This is a genomic window from Candidatus Schmidhempelia bombi str. Bimp, assembly GCF_000471645.3.
Taxonomy (GTDB): domain Bacteria; phylum Pseudomonadota; class Gammaproteobacteria; order Enterobacterales; family Orbaceae; genus Utexia; species Utexia bombi.
On sequence record NZ_AWGA01000065.1, the window covers coordinates 1 to 20,462 of the forward strand.

The 20,462-nt window shown below is 34.4% G+C and carries 17 protein-coding genes and 1 tRNA gene; 5 read left to right on the forward strand and 13 right to left on the reverse strand.

Features of this window, described 5'->3' with window-relative positions:
• Positions 1–411: Y-family DNA polymerase (locus O970_RS06815; protein WP_024496373.1), on the reverse strand; the 411-nt coding region annotated here is incomplete at its 3' end.
• 207 nt (positions 412–618) lie between these two features.
• On the opposite strand from O970_RS06815, the gene rnt reads away from it, so the two are divergent.
• Positions 619–1,254 (forward strand): ribonuclease T, encoded by a 636-nt coding sequence (gene rnt / locus O970_RS06820; protein ID WP_202976369.1) that lies wholly within the window; start codon positions 619–621, stop codon positions 1,252–1,254.
• A gap of 86 nt (positions 1,255–1,340) precedes the next feature.
• Here the strand turns inward: rnt and O970_RS06825 are convergent, their stop codons facing one another.
• The gene (locus tag O970_RS06825; RefSeq protein WP_024496375.1) at positions 1,341–1,670 is read right to left on the reverse strand and encodes a Grx4 family monothiol glutaredoxin; all 330 of its coding nucleotides are present in this window, start codon (positions 1,668–1,670) and stop codon (positions 1,341–1,343) included.
• Positions 1,671–1,962: 292 nt separating this feature from the next.
• Between O970_RS06825 and yccS the strand changes: the two genes are divergently transcribed.
• Positions 1,963–4,122 carry a YccS family putative transporter gene (gene yccS, locus O970_RS06830; RefSeq protein WP_024496376.1) on the forward strand — a complete coding sequence of 720 codons (2,160 nt, stop codon included), beginning with the start codon at positions 1,963–1,965 and terminating at the stop codon, positions 4,120–4,122.
• 48 nt (positions 4,123–4,170) lie between these two features.
• Here the strand turns inward: yccS and nfo are convergent, their stop codons facing one another.
• The 7 genes from nfo to O970_RS06865 form a co-directional block, all read right to left on the reverse strand.
• On the reverse strand, positions 4,171–5,019 hold the full coding sequence (nfo, locus tag O970_RS06835; RefSeq protein WP_024496377.1) for a deoxyribonuclease IV: 849 nt from the start codon (positions 5,017–5,019) through the stop codon (positions 4,171–4,173).
• 357 nt (positions 5,020–5,376) lie between these two features.
• Positions 5,377–6,354 carry a glycosyltransferase family 2 protein gene (locus O970_RS06840; RefSeq protein ID WP_024496378.1) on the reverse strand — a complete coding sequence of 326 codons (978 nt, stop codon included), beginning with the start codon at positions 6,352–6,354 and terminating at the stop codon, positions 5,377–5,379.
• A 576-nt stretch (positions 6,355–6,930) separates the two neighbouring features.
• Positions 6,931–7,006: transfer RNA gene (locus O970_RS06845), tRNA-Lys, on the reverse strand.
• A 91-nt stretch (positions 7,007–7,097) separates the two neighbouring features.
• Positions 7,098–7,907, reverse strand: coding sequence for a rhomboid family intramembrane serine protease GlpG (glpG, locus tag O970_RS06850; protein WP_024496379.1), 810 nt, complete (start codon positions 7,905–7,907; stop codon positions 7,098–7,100).
• A gap of 120 nt (positions 7,908–8,027) precedes the next feature.
• Positions 8,028–10,895, reverse strand: a complete 2,868-nt coding sequence (locus O970_RS06855; protein ID WP_024496380.1) for a valine--tRNA ligase — start codon at positions 10,893–10,895, stop codon at positions 8,028–8,030.
• 298 nt (positions 10,896–11,193) lie between these two features.
• Positions 11,194–11,679: a DNA polymerase III subunit chi gene (locus tag O970_RS06860; RefSeq protein WP_024496381.1), complete on the reverse strand. Its 486-nt coding sequence runs from the start codon at positions 11,677–11,679 to the stop codon at positions 11,194–11,196.
• On the reverse strand, positions 11,680–13,185 hold the full coding sequence (locus tag O970_RS06865) for a leucyl aminopeptidase (RefSeq protein WP_024496382.1): 1,506 nt from the start codon (positions 13,183–13,185) through the stop codon (positions 11,680–11,682). It lies immediately after the preceding gene.
• A gap of 133 nt (positions 13,186–13,318) precedes the next feature.
• Between O970_RS06865 and lptF the strand changes: the two genes are divergently transcribed.
• Together lptF and lptG are read left to right on the forward strand one after the other, a co-directional pair.
• Entirely contained in the window at positions 13,319–14,425 is a 1,107-nt protein-coding gene (gene lptF / locus O970_RS06870) for an LPS export ABC transporter permease LptF (protein ID WP_024496383.1), read from the forward strand.
• Entirely contained in the window at positions 14,426–15,490 is a 1,065-nt protein-coding gene (lptG, locus tag O970_RS06875) for an LPS export ABC transporter permease LptG (RefSeq protein WP_024496384.1), read from the forward strand.
• A gap of 144 nt (positions 15,491–15,634) precedes the next feature.
• On the opposite strand, the gene ruvB is transcribed toward lptG, so the two are convergent.
• From ruvB to O970_RS06895, 4 genes are all read right to left on the reverse strand, one after another.
• Positions 15,635–16,645: a Holliday junction branch migration DNA helicase RuvB gene (ruvB, locus tag O970_RS06880; protein ID WP_024496385.1), complete on the reverse strand. Its 1,011-nt coding sequence runs from the start codon at positions 16,643–16,645 to the stop codon at positions 15,635–15,637.
• A gap of 33 nt (positions 16,646–16,678) precedes the next feature.
• Positions 16,679–17,290, reverse strand: a complete 612-nt coding sequence (ruvA, locus tag O970_RS06885) for a Holliday junction branch migration protein RuvA (RefSeq protein ID WP_024496386.1) — start codon at positions 17,288–17,290, stop codon at positions 16,679–16,681.
• A gap of 842 nt (positions 17,291–18,132) precedes the next feature.
• Positions 18,133–18,648: a crossover junction endodeoxyribonuclease RuvC gene (ruvC, locus tag O970_RS06890; RefSeq protein ID WP_024496387.1), complete on the reverse strand. Its 516-nt coding sequence runs from the start codon at positions 18,646–18,648 to the stop codon at positions 18,133–18,135.
• Positions 18,649–18,651: 3 nt separating this feature from the next.
• Positions 18,652–19,395, reverse strand: coding sequence for a YebC/PmpR family DNA-binding transcriptional regulator (locus O970_RS06895; protein ID WP_024496388.1), 744 nt, complete (start codon positions 19,393–19,395; stop codon positions 18,652–18,654).
• Between the two features lie 355 nt (positions 19,396–19,750).
• Here O970_RS06895 and O970_RS06900 point away from each other — a divergent pair, with 355 nt between their 5' ends.
• On the forward strand, positions 19,751–20,263 hold the full coding sequence (locus O970_RS06900; protein WP_024496389.1) for a hypothetical protein: 513 nt from the start codon (positions 19,751–19,753) through the stop codon (positions 20,261–20,263).
• The last annotated feature ends 199 nt before the right edge of the window (positions 20,264–20,462 follow it).

A 20,462-nucleotide genomic window follows, 5' to 3' on the forward strand; every position in this document is an offset into this window, starting at 1 on the left:
GGTAAGTTGTAATTCTTGAAAGATAGTTTGACGAATATTTTCTGCAATTAATGTAGCCGAACCTCGAAATAACTGGCAATGCGTTACATCTAAATAAGCTTCATCAAGTGAAACGCCCTCGATGATATTCGTATAGCGCTTAAATATTTCATGTATTTGTAAAGAGATAGATTTATAAACATTATATCGACCAGATATGATTTTCAAATGTGGACAAAGTTTAACGGCTTGCGCCATTGACATCGCACTATGTATACCATACTGGCGCGCAATATAATTGGCGGTGGCAACCACTCCCCTTTTAAGAGGATCACCGCCAATAGCGATTGGAATATTTCGATAAGCAGGATTGTCACGCATTTCTACTGCGGCATAAAAACAATCCATATCAATATGAATAATTTTTTTCACTAGATAAACACACGTATTTTAAACTGTATAAATATACAATACAAAATATCTGTTAGCTAGTGATTTATTCTAACTAGCTGATTTTATATACCTTTATAAATTTATTCTTAACAGTAATTCTCTTGGTGAAAAAGGATAGCTCTATTCGTTATCACTAAAAAATGGCATAATAGAGCCTAAATGTTGAAAAAGAAAGAATGAATAACCGTGTCAGAGTCTACAAATAAACTATGCGATCGTTTTCGCGGATTTTTTCCTGTTGTAATTGATATTGAAACATCCGGCTTCTCAGCAACGGAAAATGCAATACTTGAAATTGCGGCTATAACCTTAAAAATGGACGATCAAGGTTGGTTGCATATTGATAACACATTACAATTTAATGTAAAACCTTTTGCTAATGCTATTTTAGAACCGTCAGCTTTAGCTTTCAACGGTATCGATCCCAATAATCCATTACGCAATGCCGTTGATGAACGTAAAGCCATAGAAGAGATTTTCAAGGTCGTTCGCAAAGGTATTAAAGATAGTGGTTGTAATCGCGCAGTCATGGTCGCTCACAATGCCAATTTTGACCATCGTTTTTTAATGACGGCGGCTGAACGTTGCAATATTAAACGTAATCCTTTTCATCCTTTTGCCACCTTCGATACCGCAGCATTAAGTGGATTAGTTTATGGGCAAACCGTTTTAGCCAAAGCTTGTCAGACCGCGGGGATTATGTTTGATCATAAAGAAGCCCATTCAGCTTTATATGATACGCAAAAAACAGCACAGCTATTTTGTGATATTGTTAATCGTTGGAAAAAACTGGGCGGTTGGCCATTACCTATTACACAGTAACCAACTAACCTTAATGAGTTCAGCATAAAATTTATTATATAACTATACTGCAATAAGCCAATATTGCAGTATAGAATAAGCTTAAATTAAGCCTGACGCTGTTTTGCTGCCGTATCTTTAATAAGAGGTTGTAATTCACCACTTTGATACATTTCAATCATAATATCACAACCACCGACTAACTCACCTTCTACCCAAAGTTGCGGAAAGGTAGGCCAATTAGCCATTTTTGGTAATTCTGCGCGAATATCTGGATGTTGTAATATATCCACATAAGCAAAAGGCTCACCAATTTGGGATAGGATTTGTACAGCTTGTGCAGAAAAACCACAGCTTGGCAATTTAGGCGAGCCTTTCATATAAAGAATAATTGGATTTTCTGCAATTTGTTTTTTTATTTTATCGTGAGTTGTCATTTCAGTCATTGTATAACTACCTTAATTTATTCAATTAACGGGTCTAATCATACCTTATAATCAAGCAAATCACCATTGATACCAACAATTTCAATTATTGTTAACAACTAAACCTATTAGGTATTAAATAAAATCGAAGAAGATTGATCAACTAGCCTCCTGACATTCCCTGTTTTTATAGTTAACTAATTAGGCAATTAATTATGATAATGCTATAATTTTTTTAGTAAATAAGGTTAATAAACATAAATCAATAACCTATTGATCATTTTATTTTAGGATTATGTATTAGGTGAATTCGATATCATTGTTTCTACGTCAACTCTTTTATAATAGCAATCTTCTTTATAGTTTACGTATTTTAGTCAGCCTAACTGGTACTACGTTTATACCTTGGCTATGGGGTAACACGCTATTAGTTATTCCGCTCACATTAGGCGTAGTCGCCGCCGCATTAACCGAAATAGACGATGGTTTTTTAGGTCGATTACGCAATCTATTATTGATCATTAGTTGTTTTTTGATTGCCTCTATTTCCGTTGAATTATTGTTTCCCTATCCATTATTATTTTTAGGTGGATTACTTACATCGACCATAAGTTTTATTTTATTAGGGGCATTAGGGCAACGTTATGCTGTTATTGCATTTGGTTCGCTACTAATTGCCGCTTATACGATGCTAGGCCATGATATGTATCATGATCCATTTTCCCAACCGATTTATTTAATTATCGGCGTATTATGGTACAACTTAATTGCATTAATCGAATTAGTGCTATTTCCTATTCGAGCAACACAAAATGCCTTAGCCAATAGCTTTCATCAATTATCTTATTATCTCGAATGCAAAGCAGCAATGTTCGATCCAGACGAAAAAAATGGATTTAAACAACAAAATTTAGTCTTAACTCAAGCAAATCAACAAGTTATGACGGTACTTAATCAAACGAAAGAGATATTATTTAAAAGGCTAAAGAGTGGGCGTAATCAATCGCAAATGCGACGTATGATGAATTATTTCTTCATCGCACAAGATATTCATGAACGTGCGAGTTCATCCCATGTCCACTATCAGGCATTAAGTCAACAATTTAAACATAGTGATATTTTGTTCCGATTTGCACGCATTTTAAGTATGCAATCCAAAGCTTGCCTTAATTTAGCAATAAATATTCGAATGAATCAGACGTATCAACATGATCAACGATTTGAAGATTATTTTATTTATTTACGTGAAGCAATTGATCAACTTAGTTCTACAGATAAAAAGGCAGCATTATTAACTAACTCATTAGTAAATTTAAATAATAATCTTTATGCGATAAATACGTTATTAGCAAATATTCATTTAGATACGCATTTTGCTGAACCAGTAATCAATAAGAGAGAAACAACGAATATATTAAGCAATGTTTACACAATTTATGAAAACATAAAACAGAATATAACGTTTAATTCTGCTCTTTTTCGCCATGCTATTCGTATCAGTATTGTCTTAAGTGTCGATTATTTGATTATTCAAGTAAGTGAAATTAATCACGGTTATTGGATCATATTAACCAGTCTATTTGTATGTCAACCCAACTACAGTGCCACTCGACATCGATTAAAACTACGTATTTTAGGCACTATTATTGGCATATTACTGGGTTTACCCCTTACTTATCTATTACCCAATATTCAAGCTCAGCTGGTACTTATTATTTTAAGCGGCTGGTTATTCTTCTTATTTAAGAATTCACAATATGCATATGCTACCGCATTTATCACTTTATTAGTCTTTTTCAGTTTTGGATTAGTAGGAGAAAGTAGCATGCATGTTGCCATTGATCGTATTATCGCCACATTAATTGGTTGCTTTATTTCATGGTTAGCTGTGACCTACCTATGGCCCGACTGGAAATATAGAAATATTAGCCAACTTGTAAAAAAAATGATTTCCAATGATTGCCACTATTTAGCTAAAATGGAACAACAATATCAATTACCCAATCCAGACCAAGTTAACTATTATATTTCTCGACAACAAGCTTATGAAAGTGTAAATCAACTATTAAATGAGCTTAATTTAATGACGAATGAACCTCATGTTAATAATCAATTAATCGAGCAATGCTTTCAACTCTTATCTTTTAATCAAACGTTACTCAGTTTCATTTCGACACTAGGGGCACATCGTCGTTCAGGCGTCTCAATACAAGTTATGTATTTATTTAATAGTAATATTAATTATATTATTACTCATTTAAGTAGCCAACAACCGATATCAGAAAGTACCATAACTATATTAAAGCGACAATTAACGGAAAAATTAGACAAAATAACGTTAGAAAAAGAAAATAAAATTGATCTCCTCATCCTACAGCAATTAATTCTTATCTTAGATATGTTAGTCGATTTTACCCAATTAATTGCTGAATTATCAAAAATTAACACCTTGGAACATCATTAAGCAATAAAATATCCGGTAGATACCGGATATTAACTTTTAAAAAATAGATTAGCTAATTACTAGTTGACTTTTCAACCAAGCGATTTCCTCAGGCCAGATATCTGGATTAACGGTTTCTAAAATTAAAGGTATATTATTAAATCTATTATCTTGCATAATATAACTAAATGCCGTTTTGCCAATATTTCCTTGCCCAAGACTATGATGACGATCTACATAACTAGCTAATTGACTCTTAGCATCATTTAAATGCATAGCGCGTAAATAGTTAAAGCCAATCACCTTATTAAATTCATCGAAAGTTTGATCACATGCCTCTTTAGTACGTAAATCGTAACCAGCCGCGAAAATATGGCAGGTATCAATACAAACGCCAATCCGTGATTTATCTTCCACTTGCTCAATGATTTCTGCCAAATGCTCAAACTTATAGCCAAGATTTGATCCTTGACCTGCCGTTGTTTCAATAACCGCAGTCACACCACACGTTTTATCAAGCGTTATATTAATGGATTCAGCAATCCGAGATAAGCACTTGTCGACCGAAATTTGTCGCAGATCGCTACCAGGATGAAAATTTAATAAAGATAAACCTAATGCTTCACAACGTTGAAATTCTACAAGAAAAGCTTGTCTAGACTTTTCAAGCGCATCTATATCTGGATGACCAAGATTAATCAAGTAACTATCATGAGGTAAAATTTGATTAGATGTATAACCATATTTTTGACAAGCTTGTTTAAACTTATTAATTGAGGTAGGCGTAAGTGGTGGAGCTTGCCACTGTCTTTGATTCTTTGTAAATAAGGCAAACGCAGTCGCACCAATCTCATAGGCACGTATCACCGCATTCTCTACTCCACCTGCTGCACTGACATGTGCCCCAACAAATTTCATTTATGACTCCTAAAATCATTATTTCTAAAAAAAATGGCCATATTTTATTAAATTAGTGCATCATGTCATAAAAATATATCTATATCAAAAAGAGATAACTATTTCTATAATAATTAAATATTCAAATTTTATGGTAATGGCAAAATTAAAAAATAAGCATAGCTAATGCTTTCTAACTATAAACTATATAGTTTTTATTATGTCTACCTTTAGATCTGATAACGAAATTTTCTACTCTAAGCAATCATCATCTTAATGTTTACTTTCATCTATTAACCAAAATAATATTAATAAACCATTGATACATTATCTAATTTATAACTAATGAAAAATATTAGGAGAAAATAATTATGCTAATCATTTTATTCTTTTTCTAATGATCACATAATAAATGTAGCTCAAAATAAAAATAAATAAATTTTTACTGGTAAGTAATCTAAACTTTTTCCTATCACTTTTATTAAGTTCAAGACAATTTATCTGTTGAGACAAATTTACTATATCCATAGTATCAATATACTCATTTCTTTTCTTATAATGAAAGGATTTTGTACAAAATAACAAATACGCTAACTCTCTTTGCACGATGATTTTTTTAGCCATTGCCAATAATTTTTTATCATTAACTTGATGCTGTAAAAATGCCAATACCAATTGATGTGATTTTATATCATTTAACCAATTTTCTGATGACCATTTACAATTAACAGCAGAACCGTCTCTTTTATAATAGTTAAATAAAATTTTATTAGTATGAAAACAGGTTAACAATGATAATACCTGAACCGTAAATAATATATCTTCACCAAGCCTCAATGTAGAATCAAATTTTATATTGGTACGTAAAAGTGCAGCTTTTTCCATAAGCATACCAGAAAAATGGAAATATCCATTATTTCCCAAAAAGCCCAAGCAAGGAAACTCATGATTAAAATTAGTTTTCCTATAGATTATTTTACCATTTTCAATATAATTAAAATCACATATAATCGCTTCGCCATCTGTTTCATGTTGTCTTTTTAACATTTCAGCTAGAAAATTGGACGAATAAGTATCATCGCTATCTAAAAAACAGACAAATTCACCCTTCGCTAATTCCAAACCTTTATTTCTTGCAACCGATACTCCTTGATTAATTTGATGATAAACAATTACATTTTGATGATACTTAGCATATTCATCTAAAAATTCTTTAGTTCCATCTGTTGAACCATCATTCACAATAACCATTTCATAATAAGGATATGTTTGTTCTTCTATAGATTTTAAAGTGCGATGTATAACATCAAGGGTATTGTATGTAGGTATTATTATTGATATTAACGAAGAATTCATTTATTTCCAATCTAAAGTTATATTTAAAATCTGATAAATCTACAATAATTTAATTAATTTAACAAGCTTAAGTGCATTAATTGTACGTAATTTGTTTTTAAATAGAACCAACTCATTGAATATAAAAACATTGCATTAATATCCGACTTTGGATTGTTAAAACAAAATGATCGTGTATGATAAATAAGCTATGCTGAGCTGATCATTAATATTAGAAATCTAATTTCTACTTCTAAGTATGGTTATTAATTAGTAATTAACTATTTCCATTGAACCACGTTTAAAGGTTTAACTCTCGTTTTTGGCATATTCTTTTTAACTATCACGTGTGTATAATGTATTAATAATCTTTGATCTTAATTAATCACTTTAGCACTAAACTAATAGGTCATAATATTTAAACAATAAAAAAGCCCAACGGTTAAGTCAAGCTTTTGAATTTAATCAATATTCATCTTTAAAAAACTTTATTATTCTTATTAACTATAATGATAATAAAATTCCTTTAAATTAAATAGCTAACATATTAGTTTATATATTAAACACTCAAAAAACATTTAAAATCAATAATTTAAATGGTGGGTTGTGAGGGGATCGAACCCGCGACCAATTGATTAAGAGTCAACTGCTCTACCGACTGAGCTAACAACCCGAAACAGATAACCTGCTCTAATTTATATTAGTTTATGGATAAATGCAAACTTTATTTTACTTTTTTCAGTTAAAGCAGAATTTTTTTGATACTATAATTTAAGTAGGAGATCTTTTGCAGCTAAACCTAATCCAACTAATAAACCAATAATATGAGCTACATTAGCAATAGGACCGAAATAACCAGTAAAACCAATAAATAACCAAATGATAGCCATTGATATAATGCCATTATCTAAGTATATGCCCTTGGCTGGCTTGAATTTTCCCATAAACCAAGTGTAGCCAATTAGTGCATACACCACCCCCGATAACCCCCCAAAATAAGGATTTGACAATAGTGCCTCGCTAGCGTTAGAAATTAGTGCAGCAATGATAGTTATTTCAAGTAGTTTTAATGTTTTTTGCTGTCTTTCTATCATGCCACCTAAATACCACCACCATGATAAATTAAAGATAAGATGTAATAGAGAGAAGTGTAAGAAAATAGGTGTAATCCAACGCCAAATATCACCATAAACATGGCTATTTACTGGAAACCCCAAATAAGCCAATACAAATTGCGTACCAAAAATATTTTTAGCAATAAATATAATTATACATAAAATGGTGATAATAAAAGTACTAGGTCCTACTTTGAGTAAATTGAATGCTTTCATCGGCATAATGTGGGTATTGGTAATATCACCTTTTTGCCAATTTGCTTCAACATAATGAGACCGATCAGATTGCTGAATAAATTGTTGTAATTCTTGGTCTGTGATTGAAAAATTGTTTGGATCATCAAGGTATAAATCCGCTTTTTTATCATTAATTTCAACTCTTATTGTAATTCCTTTCGTTGCCATATAATTAGCAAAAATATAAGCATCAGAAATATTAGCTATTGAAATTAGATACATAAATATATCAACCTATAAATTAAATGGCTATGATTAATTATAATCATATCATATTAAACATAGAAAAAAAGCCTACTAAATAATCAGTAGGCTGTGTTTTATAACCATTGATTCTAATGACTAGAGATCTTTAATAACAAAATACTGTTCTTGTAGCTTAATTTTATCGTCTTGATACGAGCTAAGTTTTTCTTTTTCTTTAGCAACTACCGCTTCAGGTGCTTTGTCGACAAAGCTAGCGTTTGATAATTTCCCAGTTATTCGTTTAATTTCAAGATCAATTTTCTCCATCTCTTTATTTAAACGAGTTAATTCTGTCTGTTTATCAATTAAACCAGCCATAGGAATAAGCAGTTCGGCACCATCAACTAATTTAGTTACAGATACGGGACCTCTATCGTTACCTTCTAAAATAACAATTTGTGATAAGCGTGCTAATGACTGAATAGACGTGACATTGTCACCTATTCTGCGATGTATTGTTTTCGAAACATCTCGAACAAGTAACTCCAACGGTTTGCTTGGTGCAATATTCATTTCGGCACGGATGTTTCTGACAGCGATAATAACCTGTTTAATCCAATTGATATCACTAATCGCTTGTTCATCATTTAGATTTTCATCATATTGAGGCATTGGTTGCAACATAATCGTATCAGCATTGATACCAGCTAAGCCTTTTACATTTTGCCAAATAGCTTCAGTAATAAATGGAATAATTGGATGTGCAAGTCGTAATAACGCTTCTAAAATAGAGATTAACGTATGTCTCGCCGCACGCTGCTGAGCCTCATTACCATTGGCTAGCTCTGATTTAGTCAATTCTAAATACCAATCGCAGAATTGATTCCAAGTAAACTCATATAAAATACTCGCAGCCATATCAAATCGGTAAGTATCAAGTGCTTCGCGATATGCTTTAACTGTCTGATTAAATTCAGCAATAATCCATTTATCAGCTAAAGACAGATCCATGTCACCGCCTGCAAAACCGCAATCGAATCCTTCTGTATTCATTAATACATAACGGCTAGCATTCCATAATTTGTTACAGAAATTGCGATAGCCTTCAAGTCGTTTCATATCCCAATTAATATCACGCCCAGTTGAAGCTAATGCGGCTAAAGTAAAACGCAAGGCGTCAGTGCCATGAGCATCAATTCCATTCGGAAATTGTTTTTCTGTGCGTTTACGTATTTTATCTGCTAATTGAGGCTGCATCATATTGCCGGTACGTTTTTCTAACAATTCGTCAAGCGTGATACCATCTATCATATCTAAAGGATCAATGACATTACCTTTAGATTTAGACATTTTTTGCCCTTCTTCATCACGAATTAGTCCAGTCACATACACGGTTTTAAATGGAACTTGTGGTTTACCCTCTTCATCCTTAATAAAATGCATGGTCAACATGATCATTCTTGCGACCCAGAAGAAAATAATATCAAATCCAGTCACTAATACATCGGTGGGATGGAAAGTTTTAAGATCATCGGTTTGTTCCGGCCAGCCGAGTGTCGAGAATGTCCATAGACCGGACGAGAACCAGGTGTCTAATACATCTTCATCTTGGGTTAACACAGTACTAGCATTAATATGATAGTCGCGTCTAATTTCCTGCTCATCTCGACCCACATATACATTACCTTGTTCATCATACCAAGCAGGAATTCGGTGTCCCCACCATAATTGCCGTGAAATACACCAATCTTGAATATCATTCATCCAAGAAAAATACATATTTTCATATTGTTTAGGTACGAATTGAATGTCACCTTTTTTAACTGCTTCAATCGCAACTTCTGCTAATGGCTTAGTCTTGACATACCATTGATCCGTCAGCATTGGTTCAATAACTACCCCACCCCGATCACCATATGGAATGGTAAGCGCATGTGGCTCGATCTTTTCTAAGATACCCTGTGCTTCAATAGCAGCAACAATCGCTTTACGTGCGGCAAAACGCTCTAAATGACGGAATGCTTGCGGTATTTCATCGCTATAGATATCACATGGATTACCGTTTGTATCCAATACTTCTGCTTTTTCACGTATCTCACCATCAAAAGTAAAAATATTGATCATTGGTAATTGATGGCGTTTGCCTACTTCATAGTCATTAAAGTCATGCGCGGGCGTAATTTTAACGCAGCCCGTTCCTTTTTCCATATCGGCATGTTCATCACCGACAATTGGGATGGAGCGATTAACTAAAGGAAGAATAACATTTTTACCAATTAAATCTTTATATCTTGGATCTTCTGGATTTACAGCAACCCCTGTATCGCCTAATATCGTTTCTGGGCGTGTCGTAGCAACAACTAAATAATCGTGACCCTCTGCGGTTTTTACTCCATCGGCGAGTGGATAACGGATATACCACATTGAACCGTTAACCTCTTTATTTTCAACTTCTAAATCAGATATCGCTGTACGTAACTTAGGATCCCAGTTAACTAAACGTTTTCCGCGATAAATAAGGTCTTCTTGATATAAACGAACAAATACCTCTTTAACGGCATTAGATAATCCTTCATCCATGGTAAAACGTTCACGATCCCAATCAACGGAATCACCTAATCGACGCATTTGGCGGGTAATACTGCCGCCAGATTCGGCTTTCCATTGCCAAATCTTTTCTATAAACGTTTCCCGCCCATAATCATGGCGAGTTTTATTTTCTTCTGCTGCTATTTTTCGTTCTACCACCATCTGCGTCGCAATACCGGCATGGTCAGTACCTGATTGCCATAAAGTATTTTTACCTTGCATTCGATTGTAACGAATAAGCGCATCCATAATGGTTTGCTGAAAGGCATGCCCCATATGTAAACTACCCGTGACATTCGGTGGTGGTATTGCAATACAATAACTTGGTGCGGATTTGTCACCATTTGGTTTAAAATAGCCTTGTGTTTCCCAATGTTGGTAAATAGGCTGCTCAATCTCTTGTGGATTATAGGTTTTGTTGAGTGTATTTTTCATATTTATCTGTGATCGATCGGTTAATAATTTATAAGAGGTCAACTAAAGTTACGCTAGCACCACAATTAAACGATGTTACGCAAAATTACCCTAATTATTTAGCTTATGATTTTTTATACTATTATCATTGAAAATAGCTATTTTTATTATAACTTATATTATAATGCGTCAAAAGTCATTCTATTTCAATGCCGTTATATAGACATATTAGTCATATTTACTACGCTTAGGTCAGCGTCTATCTTCAAACTAAGTACGAGTTCCGTCATTAATAAATTAAGTAAAAACGTCTTTCTATTTATATTAATGATTCTGATTCGTCTATTTCAACAGGTATTGTTTTTAGATGAAAACCTATATTTTTATAAGCTTTATAACGTTCTCTAGCTAATTGTTTTTCTGCTTCATCAAATGGGACAAAATCAATAATATCTTGATACATAGCAGAAAATTCAGCAACTTGCTCTTGTAAATTGATTAATAATTGCCTTGCACCTGTTGCACGCCGCTCAGGCCAACAAATCTCTACAGGCGCCCCTCCTCTAGGTCCTTCTCCAGCTAAATTATGCGGCAGAAAATGCGCTGTATCAAGTTGCCATAAAAACTCATCTATTTTTTCCGCCTGTATTTGTGATTGACAAGCAATTAAGACCCGTTGTCGTTTTTGCCAAGCGATCAGTGCTTTTTGACAAGCTAAGTATTCATGAGCAAGGATGGTTTCTCCTTGCTCTATTTGATAACTTTTTCCTGATTGGGAAAAAAGATAAAATAGTACTTTCTTCATCTAATCATTAAACTTTTTTGAGTGTTCAAGTAAAAATTGTACTAACATGGTCACAGGGCGACCCGTCGCGCCTTTATTTGCGCCCGATGTCCACGCCGTTCCCGCGATATCTAAATGAGCCCATTTATAGGCTTGCGTAAATCTTGATAAGAAACAACCAGCAGTAATGGTTCCTCCTTCTCTTCCGCCAGCATTAACCATATCAGCAATAGTTGAATCTATCTGTTTTTGGAACGCTTCATCCATCGGCAGACGCCAAGTTTTATCCCCTGATTGTTGTGCAGCACTTAATAATAACTCAGCTAATTGATCATTATTAGCAATAAGACCATTATAATGGTGCCCTAATGCCACAATACAAGCACCAGTTAATGTTGCAATATCAATCACATACTCTGGATCAAATCTAGCGATATACGTTAGCGTATCACATAACACTAAACGCCCTTCGGCATCGGTATTAATCACCTCGATGGTTTGACCTGACATGGTCTTTATAATATCTCCTGGGCGATAAGAAGAGGCAGATGGCATATTTTCACACCCAGCCATTAAACCTACCACATTAATCGGTAACTTTAGGCGAGCAATGGTTTGCATAACACCAAACACTGTTGCTGCACCACACATATCATATTTCATTTCATCCATCGACGCAGCTGGTTTGATAGAAATCCCACCTGAATCAAAGGTTAACCCTTTTCCTACTAGTACAATCGGTTTAGCTGAAGAATTAGATTGACCCTTGTATTCCATAATGGTTAATTTCGACTCATTATTCGAGCCTTGACCAACGGCTAAATAGGCATTCATGCCCAAATCGGCTAATTGCTTTTCACCTAAAACAGTCGTTGTTATGCTAGAAAAACGATCAGCCAGTGCTTTACCTTGTTCCGCAAGATAGTCCGCATTACAAATATTCGGCGGTAAGTTGGCTAAATTTTTAGTGGCAACGATTCCTTCGGCTAATGCTACGCCTTCTATGAATCCCTGTTCTAGTTCTTGTTGCAAACTTTGTTTATCCGTTACAACAGTAAATTTAGTTAGGATGGGAGGTTGGTTCTTTAATTGGGTTTTAAAATGATTAAATGCATAATAGTGGCTATCCACCACTTCAGTAATGATGCGTGCAAATTGATAAGCACCGGTGTGTTGCTCAATAACATCTGGGTAAACTAGCGAAACTTGATTAATAGCTTTGGTTGTTAATTGTTGGCAAATAGCTTCTAACCATTTCTTTGCGGCATTTAGATTAAAGGCTTTTTTATCACCACATCCGACAATCAATAATTTACGAATTGGGGTATTAGGAATTTGATAGAGTAGTGTTACATCCCCTAATTGCAATGTAATATCACCTTTATTAATTAAATCCTGAATATATCCCTGCGATATAGTATTAATTTGTTCAGCAACGGTAGATAATTGATTATCATTGCAGAGTCCAAGCACGATACAATCATCAATTTGTGCCGCCAAATCTATATTTTTAACTAAAAATTCCATATCAAACTCCTAAGTAATTTTTATGTTATTCTATAGTCTCATAAAATGTTAGCAACAAAAAATTTCTATAACGTTGGCATAAATTCACGTTATAATAGCCTTATTAGTACATCCCTATTTTTCAGGATTTATAGTGATAATAACCAGATATGTCATTAAAGAAACATTAAAAACACAAACAGCAATTCTTTTTATACTGTTACTGATCTTTTTTTCTCAAAAATTGATTCGTATATTATCTGATGCTGTGAACGGTCTTATGCCAACCGATTTAATCTTGCCTTTTTTAATGTTAGGCATATCAGAGATGGCGCAATTAATTTTGCCATTAAGTTTATTCTTAGGTATTCTTATCACTTTTGGGCGTCTCTATTTAACCAGTGAAATGACGGCAATGTTTGCCTGTGGCGTCAATAAAAACGTCTTGTATAAGGTGGTTTTATTTTTATCATTAATTACCTGTGGATTAACGGTTGCTAATACAGTGTGGTTGGCCCCATGGTCTAGTTTACAAAAGGATTTTTTAATTCAAAATGCCAAAATGAACCCTAGTTTAGCTGGTTTATTAGAAGGGCAGTTTCAGACATCACCGCAAGGTGATGCGGTATTATATATTGGTCATGTTAACAAGAATGAAATTGGCCATATTTTTATTGCTCAACTTGAACCGAAAGCAGGATTGCGTCCTTCTATTGTTATCGCGAATAAAGGGAAAACGTTAGAAGATGGGGAAGGTAATCAAGTGATTTCTCTTGAAAAAGCGTCCCGTTATGAAGGATCCGCGTCACTTTATGATTTTCGTATTAGCGAATTTAATAATTATCAGGCTATCATTAAACCAAAACAAGTGGTTAAAGATGAAGATGCTGTTAACGAAAATGTCGAACAACTCTCTTTTAATCAATTAAGGCAACTTAATACACCTAAGGCAAATGCAGAATATCATTGGCGTTTAACGTTACTATTTTCTGTACCATTAATGGCATTTCTGGTAGTACCATTAAGTGAAGTAAGATCCCGCCAAGGAAAAATAGGCAATTTTTTACCCGCGTTATTACTTTATTTGGTCTATTTCCTACTACAAAGTTCAATGAAAGCGAATGGAGCGAAAGGGCGCATAGATCCAGCAACGTGGATGTGGTTAATCAATATTATCTATTTTATTATCGCTATAGTATTTAATTTATGGAACACCATATTTATGCGCAAAATACGTTTAAAATATAAAGGAGCTGCGTAAATGTTGGGTATTTTGGATCGCTACATTGGCAAAAATATTCTTAATACCATTGGTTTAAGCTTGCTATTATTAGTTGGATTATCGGGTATTATTCGTTTCATTGATCAATTACGTAAAGTTCGTGAAAGTTATGACGCTTTTTCTGCTGCCTATTATGCATTTCTAATGATACCTAAGGATATTGAGGTTTTCTTTCCTATTGCGGCTCTACTTGGGGCGTTAATTGGATTAGGTATTTTAGCTTCGAACAGTGAATTAGTCGTGATGGAAACCGCTGGTTTTAGCCGCCTTCGTATAGCCAATTCGATGATGAAAACCGCTATTCCTTTAGTATTATTGACGATGGCTGTTGGGGAATGGGTTGCGCCTTATGGTGAGCAAACTGCACGTAATATGCGTTCAGAAAAAATTTATGGTAGATCATTAATCGCCACCCATAATAGTATTTGGGCGAAAGATGGCAATAATTTTGTACATATAGCTCGGATCAACAGTGATCAATCAATTAAAGATATTGATATTTATGTGATTGAAGATAATAAATTAACAAAATTAATTCATGCGGCGAATGGGGAATTTAAAGATAATGCATGGATACTAACACAAGTCGATGAGTCGATTCTATCTGATCCTAATCAAATAACAGGTAGTAGTATGATGAATACGACTTGGCATACCTCAATTACTCCAGATAAACTTGGTATTGTCGCTTTGGAGCCTGAATCACTTTCTGCGACGGGTCTTTATCACTATATAGCTTATCTTCGTGGCAGCGGGCAAGATTCATCAAATTATCAATTACTATTCTGGAAAAAAGTATTTAAGCCGCTTACCGTCGCAGTAATGATGTTGATGGCACTATCCTTTATTTTTGGTCCCTTACGGTCGGTATCAATGGGAACAAGAATCTTAGCTGGGATCAGTGTTGGATTCCTATTTTATATATTAGATATGCTGTTTTCCCAAATTAGTGTTGTGGCTGGATTCAGTCCTTTTATTGGTGCATTATTACCTGGACTACTATTTTTAATCATCAGCTTTTATCTATTATATCGGAAACGTTAAGAGACTCTATCATTAACCATGGTGGAATCAACTAATTTAACCATGGTTAATTAACTAACAGAATATCTTGATATTTTGCACTGTTTTTTACGTTGTTACCCAGTATTCATACCTAAATTATAAATATCATGGATTGGGAATCATTCATGATGAGTGAGGAAACGTTATACCAAAATGACGATAAGCGTGTGGAGTTGCAATTCGTCCACGTGGTGTACGCTGAATAAAACCTTGCTGAATTAAGTAAGGTTCAAGGACATCTTCAATGGTTTCGCGTTCTTCTCCAATCGCCGCAGCAAGATTATCTAATCCAACCGGCCCACCTAAAAACTTCTCAATAATCGCCAATAATAGTTTTCGATCCATATAATCAAAACCTTGAACATCGACATCTAACATATCAAGTGCTTGATTAGCGATTTCTCCAGTTGCCGTACCATCAGAACAGACCTGCGCAAAATCTCTAACCCGCCTTAACAAGCGATTAGCGATGCGAGGGGTTCCTCTAGAACGTTTAGCAATATACAGTGCCGCCTCATCCGTTAAATTTAAATCAAGATATTTAGCGCTACGACTAACAATATATTGTAAGTCTTCAACTTTATAAAATTCAAGACGCTGTACAATACCAAATCGATCTCGTAATGGTGACGTTAACGAGCCAGCACGGGTTGTAGCACCAATTAAAGTAAATGGTGGTAAATCAATTTTGATTGAACGAGCGGCTGGCCCTTCACCAATCATAATATCGAGTTGATAATCTTCCATTGCTGGATAAAGGATCTCTTCAACGACAGGCGATAAACGATGAATTTCATCAATAAAAAGTACATCATGAGGCTCAAGATTGGTTAGCATAGCCGCTAAATCACCCGCTTTTTCAAGCACAGGCCCTGAAGTTGTTCTTAAATTAACATTCATTTCGTTAGCTACAATATTGGCTAATGTCGTTTTTCCTAACCCAGGTGGACCAAAAATAAGCAAATGATCTAGTGCATCACCGCGTTGTTTTGCTGCTTGAATAAAAATTTTCATCTGCGCTTTAACATGAGACTGCCCGATATACTCATCTAATAATTTAGGCCTGATGGCTCGGTCTATTGTTTCATCTTCATGTTTTGCCACAGGAGAGATCAATCGATCTGCTTCTATCATAAAACCTTCTTATCTTATTTACTATGGTTACATTTATAAGGCAGCCTTTAGTGCTTCCTTAATTAGGGTCTCACTATCTATATCAGGACGCATAAATTTACTGACCATTTTACTCGCCTCTTGTGGTTTATATCCTAATGCGGTTAATGCAGAAATAGCTTCGAATTCAATCGTTTGCTGTTGATGAGCTACCTGATTCGCTGCTGGGGATAACGAGGTTAATGATTGCATCGGATCACCTAAGCGTTTTAATCGATCTTTCATTTCTACAATCAGTCGCTCTGCCGTTTTTTTACCAACACCAGGAAGTTTAACTAATGTTGTAATTTCGCCTTGTTCCACTGCTTGCATAAATTGCTGCGCAGACATACCAGATAAAATAGCTAACGCTAATTTAGGTCCCACGCCATTAACTTTAATCAACTCTCTAAATAAAGCTCGTTCCTGTTTGTGATTAAAACCATATAATAACTGCGCATCTTCTCTTACCACAAAATGCGTAAAAATAATTACTTCTTTACCATCATCGGGAAGCTCATAAAAACACGTCATGGGCATAGCAACTTCATACCCAACGCCATTAACTTCAATTAATACGTCTGGCGGTTGCTTCGCCAAAATAATACCGCGTAAATGTCCAATCATTCTCTTTACCCTTTACTAAAATTATTGCGGTTAAGTTTACCTGATGATAACCAAAGAATAAAGACAAAACTGTATAAATACACAGTTAAAGCAACTAAGTTTAGTTAATATGAAGAGAGTTATTTTTATGTTTTATTCTAATACTGGATTAACAAACCTTAAAAAATTATTGCCGATAGGTCAAAAATCAATGAGCTGTTCGGATTAACTATATAATAAATGAACTATAGCAAGTTTTTAATGGCTATACACTATATAAAGAATAAATCAATTGGCAATATAAAACGTAATAGCCATAACTAAACTATATCTAATGTGGCGCTATCCTTTTTGGCTTAAAAGAATAGTACTAATCGCTTGGTGCTACGACAAAAAACAAATGAATAAAAAACATAAACAATACTAAATAAGAAAGCAATTTTCTAATCTGTGATTAACGTGCATGCCAATACGACTTACCATCATGACCGTATCTAAATAAATGTGTAAATGAAGCAAGGTAACAACTAATAGATAACGATAATCTTAATTAACTTATTATTTTTTAATGGGTTGAGATCTAACTTACATGCGACTTTTGCTCTGAACAGTGGTTTTAAAATCTGAAAAACTAAATAAAATTAGCAGCATTACTTATAATATAGTAAGGATATGGGGCTCTAATTACTATCCTTGTCTTAAGTAAATATAGAAATTTACTTAAGATAAAATAATTAGATGATAAGCATAATAAATAAATCGAATTATCATAGATAAATCAGCTGAAATACAAAGGTAATATACGTTGGTTAGGCGAGGAAAATTGATAAGAAATAGAAGTTATACATGCTTGGCCAGTCTTTTCATTTTTTATAGGAAAAAGCTAACTTATTGGTACTTAATTTAATTAAATGTTGACTCAAATGTGCATGAGTGATGGCAATGGCTAAAGCATCGGCAGCATCCGCTTGGGGATGACCAGGTAATTTAAGTAAGGTTTTTACCATATGCTGAACTTGCAATTTATCAGCCGCCCCCGTCCCTACTACAGATTGTTTAACTTGACGCGCTGCATATTCAAATACAGGTAAGTCTTGATTAACTGCTGCTACAATTGCCGCGCCCCTTGCTTGACCTAATTTCAGAGCGGAATCAGCATTGCGCGCCATAAAAACTTGTTCGATAGCAAAGAATTGTGGCTGAAATTGTAAGATGATCTCTTGAACTCCAGCATATACCCGCTTTAAGCGAGTTGGCATATCTTCAGCAGCAGTGCGAATGCAACCACTGCCAAGATAATCTAGTTGCCGACCCACCTGACGAATGACACCATAACCGGTTAATCGTGAACCAGGATCAATGCCTAAAATAATAGTCATTAATTATAATGTTGCCGCAACTTCGTCAGAAACTTCACCGTTATGATAAACTTCCTGAACATCATCACAATCTTCAAGCATATCAATCAGACGTAATAATTTTGGCGCCGAATCAATATCTAAATCAACCTTCGTCGCTGGGATTAATGATACTTCAGCCGATTCTGCGACCAAACCAGTGGCATCAAGCGCATCTTTCACTTCACCAAAATGGTCTGGCGAGGTAAAGACATCAATCGCACCATCATCATAAGTTACAACGTCATCTGCGCCAGCTTCTAATGCCGCTTCCATTACTTTATCTTCATCCGCACCTGCCGCATAAGAAATGACCCCTTTTTTGGAGAATAAATAAGACACCGAACCATCAGTACCAAGATTACCACCAGTTTTAGTAAAGGCATGTCTTACATCAGAAACCGTACGATTACGATTATCACTTAAACATTCGACCATTACCGCCGTACCGCCTGGTCCATAGCCTTCATAAATAATCGTTTCCATGTTGCTATCATCTTCGCCGCCAACCCCACGTGCAATAGCACGGTTCATGGTATCACGAGTCATATTGTTTGATAACGCTTTATCCATTGCAGCACGTAAACGCGGATTTGAGGCAGGATCACCTCCTCCTAATTTTGCTGCAGTCACTAATTCACGGATTATTTTAGTGAATATTTTTCCACGTTTAGCATCCTGAGCGGCTTTACGATGTTTAGTATTAGCCCACTTACTATGACCTGCCATAAGAATCTCCAATAACTTATTTAATCATTTATAAAAAACAACGCATTTTAACAGAAACTAATGATAATTTCATTATTTGTAAAGGGATATCTTATAATCAAAAACTACCAATCCATTGATTAAAGTAACTATCACTTTCTAACCTATCTTATCGATAATTAACATTGGATTAGTCAGAATTCATGAAAACGTGACGGAGTGGTTATCAACGTAGGAAAGCATGAAAAAATAATACCCATGAATAGCGACAATGGCCTGAGCTGTCGGTAATTGTTAGCTCATCTTAAATGTTCACTTTTTTTAAAAAATCCCTTAACATATCGGTTTTTATAACTATGATTTAAGGGATTTAAAAATGAGCAAAAAACTATTAGCAATATTTATTTTCTTCCTTTCGTTTACTTGTTATGCCACAGATTCAGATATCGAGAAAAAATTTGGCGATTGGAATCTATCAATTTCACAAAATAAGTTAACCGATGAAATGAATTATTTTTTAACAACCGAAGAGTTAAATAATGAAAACTCGCCATTTGATAAAAAGTATTACGTTTTTACTTGCGCTAAAAATAAGCTAACTGAATTCATATTTATTGAGAATTTAATTATACCAAATGGCCAAAGGGGCAAATTAGATTTTAGAATAGATAAAGAAAAACCTTTTCAAAGGGAGGTTATAAGCATGTATGCCAGCTTGCAAAACAGACACATAACAGCACAAGATATTGAACAATTAAAAGGTAGGGAAAAGCTTTTCATTCATGCTAATATGCCAAATAATTTTATTGATGATATGAACTTTAGCTTAAAAGGGTTTGATGAAGCGATCCGGCCATTACTGGTTGCTTGTAATATCAGCGCGTCTTAAGTATCCACTTTTTTAATAATCCTTTAATCTATCTGGTTTTTATAACTATTATTTAAGAGATTGAAAAATGAGTAAAAAACGATTGACAATATTCATCTTTCTTTTCGCCTTCAACTGTTATACGACTGATTCTAACGCCAAGAAAAAATTTGTTGATTGAATATGGTCAAATTTAAACCGATAAATTAACTAATGAAAT